The sequence below is a fragment of the Bradyrhizobium sp. 23 genome (assembly GCF_023073295.1).
Classification (GTDB): domain Bacteria; phylum Pseudomonadota; class Alphaproteobacteria; order Rhizobiales; family Xanthobacteraceae; genus Bradyrhizobium; species Bradyrhizobium canariense_D.
The window spans coordinates 52,625-61,056 of sequence record NZ_JADPJF010000088.1 but is presented as its reverse complement, the minus strand read 5'-3'; the positions used below and the strand labels follow the sequence as shown (position 1 = coordinate 61,056).

Below are 8,432 nucleotides of genomic sequence, written 5' to 3'. Positions count from 1 at the left end.
GATCCAGTATTCCAGAGGCGGCGCAGATCAAACCGAGAGGGCGCGGCGTACTGGATGCCCCGGTCAAGCCGGGGCATGACGGCGGAGAATGCGGCGCCTCTCCCTGAACCCAGCGCAACTGTCTCACTTTGCGACGCTTTTCCCGTTGGCTTTAAGCTTCGGAACGAGTTGAGAACGAATCGCGGCCGAATCGCTGACTCCCCCTTGAGTCCTGTTCCGTTCACGCAAGATGTCGCGGGAGGCTTGTGGGTTCGCACTAGATGGAGTTTTGCTCCGCCGCACAAGCGACGTTTCGATGGCGGATTCGTTAAAGCTGGGGACGGCGCGGAGTCGAATCAGAATCGGGGAGGAGTCAAATGGATTCCCGGTTCTCGACCCCCTCCAAACAAAATGCGCGAAAACAACCCCATGCACAGTAGGCATGTTGTTGAAATCATTGATGTTTATTTTCACCAAAAGGGAGGTCCGTAGCCCGCATGGAGCGGAGCGCAATGCGGGGGCCGAAGCAAAGAACCCCGGATTACGCTGCGCTCCATCCGGGCTACGGCAGCGGGGCTACGGCACCCAGCCCTACTGCGTCTTCGCGACCTTGGGCGGCTGGGCGCTGGTGATGAAGCTGGTTGCTTCCAGCATGGCCGGCCCGAGCGGGGTCGGCACTTTCAGCCAGAACGGGACCAGGATGCGCGTGCCGGCGATCGGTGCGAACGCGACCTCGATGTTGCGCTGGGCGGCGAGATATTTGATCACCGGACGGTCGGGGATGTAGCCGGCGATGGGCACGAAATAGAGCGAGCAGACCACGACCTGGCCGTGATAGCCCTTCTCCGCCTTCACGTTCTCCATGCGCTTGAAATCGAGCTTGAGCTCGTAGCGCATGCGGCCGTCGAACACGGCGGCGCTGCCGTGGCAGGCGTCCGCCGACAGCACGTCGCCGGTGCCGGATACGCGCACCAGCGAGGCCGTCATCGGGTCCCAGACGCCGCGGCGATGCGCGTCGGTGACGACGATGCGGTCGGGATCGACCGGCGGCTCCGGCAGGATGGCAAAATCCTTCACATTGCCCTTGTCGAGCGTGATGCGGATCTCTTCGGTCTTCTTCGAGGTGGTGGTGGAGGCCTGATAGCCGGTCGCGACCAGCGCGCCGTTGACCACGCGGCCCTGCGAGGCGCCGGTGCCGGACCCGCCCGCGAAGGATTTCAGCAGCCCCGAGGTGCCGCCGGAGGCCGCGGCCGCGAACACATCGTCCTGGATGTCGATGTTCCAGGCGCCCTTGCCGACGGGAATGCCCGCCAGCGTCGCCTCATATTGCGCCTCGAGCTTGCCCTGCGCCGCCGCGGGCTCCGCCGCCCACGCCAACACCAGCCCGCCAAGGGCCGCCATGACCCAGCGGCCGGCAGAGCGAGGATGGCTTACGCGCGGATTCCTCGCGCGCCGCTCCGCTGAGCGCAGCTCTTTTGGGCGCAGGCTCGGCGCAAGATGAGGCGTTGTGAGCACGAAACAATCCAATCGGGGCGCGAACGGTTGTTACTTAAGCCAAATACCGCGCCAAGCAATGCGTCCGGGCCTGTCGGCGTCCGGAACTCCACCGGACTTTTCGGGCGCGAATACGCCCTTTATGTGATGGTAAGGCGCGATAATCATTGCCGTTTTGGTGATCGGGGGTGGGACTGAAAGCGCACCTCACCCCGCCACCTCCACCGCCGTCATGCCCCGGCTTGACCGGGGCATCCAGTACGCCGCGGCCCCTCTGGTCAGCCGCACCGGCGCGGAGTACTGGATCGCCCGGTCCCGGCTCCGCCAAGGCTACGCCGAGGCCCACACGGGTGCTCGGCCCGCCGAAGCTTCAGCGAAGGCGGCGAGCCGGGCGATGACAGCTACCTTGGAGCACGAAACCCGCCCCAAAACCTTGACGTCCCGCCGCTTCCCCCCTATACGTCCGCCCGCTCCCTGCAAGGACAGAGAATTTGCCCGTGGCGCCCCGAATGGCGGCCGCACATCGTTGGGAAAGATTGAGGATTTTGCCATGTCTCGCCGCTGCGAATTGACGGCCAAGGGCCCCCAGGTCGGCCACACGGTCAGCCACTCCAACATCAAGACCAAGCGCCGCTTCCTGCCGAACCTGGTCAACGTGACCTTCATCAGCGAAGCGCTGGGCCGCAACGTGCGCCTGCGCGTCTCCACCAACGCGATCAAGAGCGTCGACCACAATGGCGGCCTCGATCCCTTCCTGCTCAAGGCCAAGGCCGCCGTGCTGTCGCCCCGCGCCCTCGAGCTGAAGCGCGCCATCCAGAAGAAGGTCGGCCCGACCCCGGCGCCGGAGAAGAAGGCGAGCTAAGAATTTTCGAATCGGGCGAGGGCTTGCGTCGCGAGGCGTAGGCTTAGCTGGAAGAGTTTTGCGTGACGGCCGGATCGGAAGATCCGGCCGTTTTTGTTGATAACACCGCGCTTCCTCCTACAATCAAACGGTGCATCCCGTTTGGAAGGCATCGAGGCAACGCCATGACGGCATGGGAGCGGGAAAATGAACCAAAAGAAACTTTTTCTTGTCGACGGAGCTTCGGACAATCTCCTGTCGAACCTCGACAGCCGCGACATTGCACTTTGGCTGATCGACCTGCCGAAGGAATGCCCCCAACTCGAAACTTTGATATCATTCCTAGGCTTGCCTTGGCGGCTAGTCTTATCCGAGGTTTCTGACAAGCGGTTGATCTCAGCGCTCGATCAAGGATCGCGCTCCGGCGACGATATGGCTATTCGACAATGACAAGGCAGGCCAACAGGCAGTAAGAGCTGCGACTGCTTTGGACACAAGTATTGTGGAGTTTCGTGACGTCTTCCGGCTTCATCCACACATGCCAACGAGCGGCAATCTCGATCCCAAGACTCTCCAAAAGGCCTTTGAACGGGAAAACCTGGCCTACAAAGGGTTGAATTGGGAACTAGAGGATCTACTGCCAAACCACTTTTTTGATCTCTTAGTTCAGGACCATCCGAGCGCAGTGATCCGAGCAGACAAAGTGGCCGACAAGGTTCATTGGGAGCTCACGCGAGATGGAAAAGCCCTACTCCGAAAAATGATACGGCAGTTTGGAACACACGCTGACCTCAGCGCGACAATTGCAGTCTTGAAGGCTTTCCATTTCTACTGCTCTATCGCTAAGCGGCAGTAGGCCCGAACAAACTATATTGTGTTTAGACCAATCCAACTCACCGATCTCATTTCTCCAAAATGAAGTTCCTTCATATTCGTCCAGACAGCCACGCGACGGAACCGACGGCCCGGCTCCGCCATACTTCTAGCCCACGCCGTTCCCCTACCCCCGAAAATCAATGCTCCGCAGCACGATCCCCGGCGGCGTGCCTTCGAACTCCGTCGCCTGATATTTGCGTCCGGTGCAGGCTTCGATGCGTTCGCGCAGGCGCGTGAACTGCTCTTCGCGCTCGCTGGGCCGGGCGCGCGGGCCGCGCTCGAGGTCGTCCATGGCGGAGGTCGAGATCGCGCAGGCGATCTCCTTCGCGCCGTCCTGCATCGAGAACTGGACGATGCCGCGGTCCTGGTCGTGGGCGATGAAGCGGCTGCTGGTGAGCGTCATGGGGTACTCCTTTTGCGTCCGCGTCGTGCCGGACTTGCGCAATTGCGCACTGGGGGCGGCGCCGGTCAGCGTTATCGAAGCAGGCTGTGGCACGAGGGTGCACAAAAACTGACTTCGGTGGTTATGGGTCCCGGCTCCGTGCGCAATTGCGCACTCGGCCAGGACGACGCCGGTGTTTGCGCGCGTTGCCTCGCCTTCAGCCGTCGCCGTTGAGCCTTGCGAAATCGTCGAACAGGGCGGCCACCAGCGCGCGGTGGCGGGTGTCCTCGGTGGGCAGGCTCGCGGCATAGAGGTTGAGCAGATGGCGGGCCTTCACGGCGGCCTCCGGCCAGGACGTGGCAGGCACCGACATCATGCGGTTTTCAAGCTCGGCCTCGCGCTCGCGCAGCTCCCTGACCTGGGCCTCGACATCGGCCAGCGCGCGGCGCAGATCGGTTGCCTTCTGGGCGGCCATGCCGCGGTGGCTGTCGAGATCGACCGGGATGTCAGTCATGTCAGGCACTCGCGTCGATACGTTGGGCATCCGCCAGGTCGACCGAGCCGATCGACAGCATCTCCGTCGCACCGCGCACGCCTTCGGAGGGCACCGTGATCATGGTGGCGACGCGGCGATAGGATGCGAAGGACAGGCCCTCGATCATCTCCTCGTCGGTGACGACCTCATAGGCGCCGGCCGGCAACTGGCGCTCGAGGCCGCGGATGTGGAATGGATGCTTGAAGGTGATGGTTTCTCGCCGCGAGCGGATGGTCATGCGCGCCTGCCTTTCGCAAAGAAGGGGCCCCAACCGACACCAGCTGGTCACGACCATGCGCTTGTTACCCGGCAATAGCCAGCATTATGTCAGCGTGGGCCGGGACTTACGGCGCAAGCGCGGTGCTCGTGCGCGGCGTTTTAGTCCTCGCAATCGGCAGGACGCGGGCGTACGCTCGACCACGTCAGCGCAGCTCACGCAATTGCCGCGCGTCGATGTTGCGCTGCATCTTTCGCGCCTCGTGTGCGCAGCGGCGATCTTCATTGGTTCGGGCGGGTGCATCTCACAGCCCCGCCCAGCGACCATTGCAGCGCCGATCTCGCACGCGGACGAACTCGAAACCCAGGAGGAGACGACGTCATGGCCAAGGGACAGCAACGCAGCAACCGCGAGACCAAGAAGCCGAAAAAGGACAAGATCAAGACCAGCGCCGCAGCGCCAAGCCGCAAGGACGCGGCCTGGCAGCCGGAGATCGGCCAGAAGAAGAAGTAGCCGGCGGGCGCCTTCCCTTCTCCCCTTGCGGGAGAAGGTGGCATAGGCGGCCTTCGGCCGCCGTTCTTGAAAACGCCGATGCTTCGCATCGGCTATGGCGCCGGATGAGGGGTCTGTCTCCGGGAGTTCTGACGCGAGAGATTCGCACGCGGAGAGAGACCCCTCACCCGTCTCGCCGCTTCGCGGCGATCCACCCTCTCCCGCAAGGGGAGAGGAGAAGAAGCGTCATCTCCCTCTCCCCGCCCTTTTCCGCTATACTCGCCCGGGTAGCATCAGCGGGAGGGGCATCCTGTGGATCACGAGCGCAACGCCGAGCACACATCCGAGCCGAAGAACCTTGTCATCTGCTGTGACGGCACCGGCAACGAGATTTCCGAAAACATCTCCAACGTCCTGAAGCTCTATCGCTGCCTGCGCAAGACCGACAAGACGCGGCCGCGGCAGATGGTGTTCTACGATCCCGGGGTCGGCACGGTGACGGAGCCGTCGACGTGGCACCGCTGGAAAGCCAACGTCAATCTGGTGCTGGGGCTCGCCACTGGCTACGGGCTCGATGACAACACGCTGTCGGCCTATTGCTTCCTGGTCGAGCATTACGCGCCGGGCGACAGGATCTACCTGTTCGGTTTTTCGCGCGGTGCCTACACGGTTCGCGTGCTGGCGGGGCTGATCCACAAGATCGGCCTGATCTCGCCGGAGCAGGCCAACCTCGCAGGCAGTGGCCTCGTCGCCTACAAGCAATATTCCGGCACCGGGCGCGGCAACGATGTCAGCGACCTCATCGATGAGGGTTTTGACGACAGCGGGCCGCTGCCGAAAAACAAGTTCGATCTCGCCGCGCAGTTCGCACGCATCACCTCGTCGCGCTGGCCGACCATCCACTTCATCGGCGTCTGGGACACGGTGGCGAGCGTGATCGTGCCGCGCGCCGACCGGGGCTATTTGCCGAGCTTCGAGGAGCTCGCCTTCACGCTGCGCAATCCCAGCGTCAACATCTTCCGCCAGGCGATCGCCATCGACGAGCGGCGCTGCATGTTCCGCCTCAAGCAGTATGAGGAGCCGCAGGAGTACTGGCGCAACCGCTTCGTGCCCGACGACAAGAAGGAGCCGCAGGACATTTTGCAGGTGTGGTTCGCCGGCGTGCATTGCGACGTCGGTGGCGGCTATCCGGAAGTCGAGAGCGGCGAGTCCAAATATCCGCTGCTCTGGATGATCGAGGAGGCGACCAAGGCGGGGCTGAACTTCAACCCGCGCACGGTGAACCAGCTCGCCTGGGGCATCCAGCGCAAGAACTCGCCGTTCCAATACGTGCCGCCGGCTTACACCGGCAAGACCGGCGAGCTGCATGATTCGATGACGGCGCCCTGGCGCGTGCTGGAATATCTGCCGAAGAGCGCCAAGTACCGGGAATGGCCGGCGCGGAAGGTGTTTCTCGGGTTCTACATCCCCGATTGCGAACCGCGCCTGATCCCCGAAGGCGCGCATGTGCATGAGAGCGTGTTGAAGCGGATGGCGGTGGAGCCGGACTATCGGCCGGTGAATTTGCCGAAGGAGTATGTGACGGTGCCGATGCCGCTGCCGCCGGGTGTGGGCATGGTGGCGGAGTCGGGGGAGATCGTGGTGGGGTGAGGGCCTTCCCTTCTCCCCCTGTGGGAGAAGGTGGCATAGGCGGTCTTCGGCCGCCGTTCTTGAAAACGCCGATGCTTCGCATCGGCTATGGCGCCGGATGAGGGGTTGTCGCCGCGAACGCGAAAGCTTCGTATGCCGTGCGAGACCCCTCACCCGTCTCGCCACTTCGTGGCGATCCACCCTCTCCCACAAGGGGAGAGGGGGAAGCCTTCCCACCCCGCTACCGCCGCTTTCTCCATTCGCCGATACTTTTCATTAAAATTCTCCGCCCCGCCTTAGCCGGATCGAATCAACTCCTGGGCATCATCTCCTGACCACCCGCGCCATCCGCGGAAATTGGAGGAGAGTGCCAATGCATCCGCGACGACATGCCCGCGTCAAACCCGCGGGCCTGGTGTCCCGCCAGGCCAAGATCATCACCGACCCGCGCGCGCCGGTGATCCCCTGCACGCTGATCGACTATTCGCCCGGAGGTGCCTGCGTCGATCTCGGCGGCCAGGTGAAGATTCCCGATCGCTTCGAGCTGCTGCATGTGAACACGAAAAAACGCTGCCGCGTGGCGTGGAAGCGCGGCACGAAGGTGGGAGTGGTGTTTTGACTCCTTCCAGCTGCTGAACAAGGCCGCGCTCCACACTCCGCTCGGCTCCCTCCCCCCTTGTGGGGGAGGGTTGGGGAGAGGGGTGGCCCAGCAAAAGGTGTTAGTTACGTGCGAAGCGATGGCAACAGAGTGTCGCTTCATTCGACAGAGCACGCCGTGTGGCTACCCCTCTCCCTAGCCCTCCCCCACAAGGGGGAGGGAACGCAGTGTACTTGCGGCGCGATCTCTCCCAACACAACAAATTCACGGTTTCCGCATCCGCGCCTTTGCGCCCGCGACGATCTGCATCGCGACGCCGGCGATCCAGCCGAACAAGGCGAACCAGCTCCAGGCGATGTGCGGATCGAGGCGGAGCACGATGATGGCGACGGAGGCGAGCGCGGTGAGCGTGGCGCAGAGCGTGCCGGCGGCGCTCAACAGTTCCGCGGCGTCGATGTCGCCGTGGGCCTCGTCGAACGGCAATTGCGGCGTGTCGATGCCGAGATAGAAGCCGACGAAGCCCAGCACCATCATCAGCAGCAGGAACCCCTCGGTGGTGAGCGCGGGGATCGCCGATCCCACATAAGCGCCGACAAACAGCCCGCACGCCGCGCCCGCCATCGCAAGGCCCACGCGCTCGATGACGTGGGCAGCTTTTCGAACACGAAATCGCATGGCGGGCCTCCGCGAGGCGTTGGACGCACGCGAGGTTAGGCCAGATTTGGGTGGGGTGGAAGCTGAGAGGGTTTACGGATGCGTGAGGCGGAACGGCACGGGACCAAAAGGTACGCGGAGCAACGACCTTGGCGTGTGTCGCATGGCTGCCTCCCCATCCTCATGGCGAGCGCAGCGAAGCAATCCAGGATCTTTCCGCGGACACAGCCTGGATTGCTTCGTCGCAAGGGCTCCTCGCAATGACGAGTTTGCGGCGCGGTCCTCGCGCCAGACTCGCCTCTCTCACCGCGCCCCGAACGTGGTCTTGCCGAACAGCGCCTTCTGGGTCGAGGGCTGCGAGCGCCAGTATTGCGGCGGGGCTTCGACCTCGCCGCCGAGTTCGGCTGCGGCGTGCCAGGCCCAGCGCGGGTCGTAGAGCAAGCCGCGGGCGAGCGCGACCATGTCGGCCTTGCCGGATGCGACGATCTCTTCGGCCTGCTTCGGCTCGGTGATCAGGCCGACGGCGATGGTGGGCAAACCGGTCTCGCGCTTGATGGCCTCTGCAAACTGCACCTGATAGCCGGGGCCGAGTGCGATCTTCTGCAGCGGCGAGACGCCGCCGGAGGAGGCATCGATCCAGTCGACGCCGCGCGCCTTCAGCGCGTTTGCGAATGCGATGGTCTGCGCCAGGTCCCAGCCGCCCTCGACCCAGTCGGTCGACGACACCCGCATGCC

General features: G+C 63.6%; 10 protein-coding genes and 1 pseudogene. 5 read left to right on the top strand and 6 right to left on the bottom strand.

The genetic code is table 11. The annotated features are described in order from the left end of the window. Window positions 1-570: 570 nt before the first annotated feature. On the bottom strand, window positions 571-1,380 hold the full coding sequence (locus IVB32_RS21190; RefSeq protein ID WP_085384094.1) for a DUF3108 domain-containing protein: 810 nt from the start codon (window positions 1,378-1,380) through the stop codon (window positions 571-573). A gap of 643 nt (window positions 1,381-2,023) precedes the next feature. Between IVB32_RS21190 and rpmB the strand changes: the two genes are divergently transcribed. Next, window positions 2,024-2,335 carry a 50S ribosomal protein L28 gene (rpmB, locus tag IVB32_RS21185; protein ID WP_026232426.1) on the top strand — a complete coding sequence of 104 codons (312 nt, stop codon included), beginning with the start codon at window positions 2,024-2,026 and terminating at the stop codon, window positions 2,333-2,335. A 186-nt stretch (window positions 2,336-2,521) separates the two neighbouring features. Further along, complete coding sequence (locus IVB32_RS21180) at window positions 2,522-2,764, top strand: hypothetical protein (protein WP_247369135.1); 243 nt, start codon at window positions 2,522-2,524, stop codon at window positions 2,762-2,764. 550 nt (window positions 2,765-3,314) lie between these two features. On the opposite strand, the gene IVB32_RS21175 is transcribed toward IVB32_RS21180, so the two are convergent. The 3 genes from IVB32_RS21175 to IVB32_RS21165 form a co-directional block, all read right to left on the bottom strand. Then, window positions 3,315-3,593: a DUF1488 family protein gene (locus IVB32_RS21175; protein ID WP_018452941.1), complete on the bottom strand. Its 279-nt coding sequence runs from the start codon at window positions 3,591-3,593 to the stop codon at window positions 3,315-3,317. Window positions 3,594-3,789: 196 nt separating this feature from the next. Then, window positions 3,790-4,086, bottom strand: a complete 297-nt coding sequence (locus tag IVB32_RS21170) for a hypothetical protein (protein ID WP_018452940.1) — start codon at window positions 4,084-4,086, stop codon at window positions 3,790-3,792. 1 nt (window position 4,087) lies between these two features. Further along, complete coding sequence (locus tag IVB32_RS21165; protein ID WP_018452939.1) at window positions 4,088-4,345, bottom strand: hypothetical protein; 258 nt, start codon at window positions 4,343-4,345, stop codon at window positions 4,088-4,090. Window positions 4,346-4,705: 360 nt separating this feature from the next. Here IVB32_RS21165 and IVB32_RS42790 point away from each other — a divergent pair, with 360 nt between their 5' ends. The 3 genes from IVB32_RS42790 (at window position 4,706) to IVB32_RS21155 (ending at window position 7,064) form a co-directional block, all read left to right on the top strand. Further along, window positions 4,706-4,837: a hypothetical protein gene (locus IVB32_RS42790; protein WP_007599247.1), complete on the top strand. Its 132-nt coding sequence runs from the start codon at window positions 4,706-4,708 to the stop codon at window positions 4,835-4,837. 291 nt (window positions 4,838-5,128) lie between these two features. Continuing rightward, window positions 5,129-6,466 (top strand): DUF2235 domain-containing protein, encoded by a 1,338-nt coding sequence (locus IVB32_RS21160; RefSeq protein WP_018452938.1) that lies wholly within the window; start codon window positions 5,129-5,131, stop codon window positions 6,464-6,466. A gap of 352 nt (window positions 6,467-6,818) precedes the next feature. After that, window positions 6,819-7,064 carry a PilZ domain-containing protein gene (locus tag IVB32_RS21155; RefSeq protein WP_007599245.1) on the top strand — a complete coding sequence of 82 codons (246 nt, stop codon included), beginning with the start codon at window positions 6,819-6,821 and terminating at the stop codon, window positions 7,062-7,064. Between the two features lie 243 nt (window positions 7,065-7,307). Here the strand turns inward: IVB32_RS21155 and IVB32_RS21150 are convergent, their stop codons facing one another. Then, window positions 7,308-7,718, bottom strand: a complete 411-nt coding sequence (locus tag IVB32_RS21150) for a hypothetical protein (protein ID WP_026232425.1) — start codon at window positions 7,716-7,718, stop codon at window positions 7,308-7,310. A gap of 282 nt (window positions 7,719-8,000) precedes the next feature. Continuing rightward, a pseudogene (locus IVB32_RS21145) lies at window positions 8,001-8,432 on the bottom strand (oxidoreductase); the annotation flags it as partial.

What these genes read in the sequence shown, in the direction of transcription:
- IVB32_RS21190 (WP_085384094.1), bottom strand. Translation starts at nt 1,380, where the DNA reads ATGGCGGCCCTTGGCGGGCTGGTGTTGGCGTGGGCGGCGGAGCCCGCG.
- rpmB (WP_026232426.1), top strand. Translation starts at nt 2,024, where the DNA reads ATGTCTCGCCGCTGCGAATTGACGGCCAAGGGCCCCCAGGTCGGCCAC.
- IVB32_RS21180 (WP_247369135.1), top strand. Translation starts at nt 2,522, where the DNA reads ATGAACCAAAAGAAACTTTTTCTTGTCGACGGAGCTTCGGACAATCTC.
- IVB32_RS21175 (WP_018452941.1), bottom strand. Translation starts at nt 3,593, where the DNA reads ATGACGCTCACCAGCAGCCGCTTCATCGCCCACGACCAGGACCGCGGC.
- IVB32_RS21170 (WP_018452940.1), bottom strand. Translation starts at nt 4,086, where the DNA reads ATGACTGACATCCCGGTCGATCTCGACAGCCACCGCGGCATGGCCGCC.
- IVB32_RS21165 (WP_018452939.1), bottom strand. Translation starts at nt 4,345, where the DNA reads ATGACCATCCGCTCGCGGCGAGAAACCATCACCTTCAAGCATCCATTC.
- IVB32_RS42790 (WP_007599247.1), top strand. Translation starts at nt 4,706, where the DNA reads ATGGCCAAGGGACAGCAACGCAGCAACCGCGAGACCAAGAAGCCGAAA.
- IVB32_RS21155 (WP_007599245.1), top strand. Translation starts at nt 6,819, where the DNA reads ATGCATCCGCGACGACATGCCCGCGTCAAACCCGCGGGCCTGGTGTCC.
- IVB32_RS21150 (WP_026232425.1), bottom strand. Translation starts at nt 7,718, where the DNA reads ATGCGATTTCGTGTTCGAAAAGCTGCCCACGTCATCGAGCGCGTGGGC.